Source organism: Shewanella sp. AS16, from assembly GCF_021412365.1.
Classification (GTDB): domain Bacteria; phylum Pseudomonadota; class Gammaproteobacteria; order Enterobacterales; family Shewanellaceae; genus Shewanella; species Shewanella salipaludis.
Genome location: NZ_JAKCLK010000258.1, coordinates 1 through 291 on the forward strand (window position 1 = coordinate 1; position 291 = coordinate 291).

Below are 291 nucleotides of genomic sequence, written 5' to 3' on the forward strand. Positions count from 1 at the left end.
GCGTTCTTCTCCAGCAGCATCTCCGCCGTCTGCATAAAAGAATCGCTGGCGACATCCACACTCATCACAAACGGATAAGACTGGTTCTGGATTAACCTGAAATTCACCACTGCAAAGGTGTCCGGCTCCTGGCCGTCAACCTCCAGCGTAAAGCGAAGACCTTTTAAGGACATAAATACCTCTCAGACATATCAGCCTATATTTACCGTACCGCCACCAATAACCACGCCGCCGCAGTCAATAGCATCACCGGTTCTGGCGGCGGGCAGGCCGTCAATAAAGACGGTTGAC

General features: G+C 51.9%; 1 protein-coding gene. It reads right to left on the minus strand.

Features of this window, described 5'->3' with window-relative positions; translation table 11 throughout:
• Positions 1-191 precede the first annotated feature (191 nt).
• Positions 192-291: PAAR domain-containing protein (locus LZP73_RS20230; protein WP_042112413.1), on the minus strand; the 100-nt coding region annotated here is incomplete at its 5' end.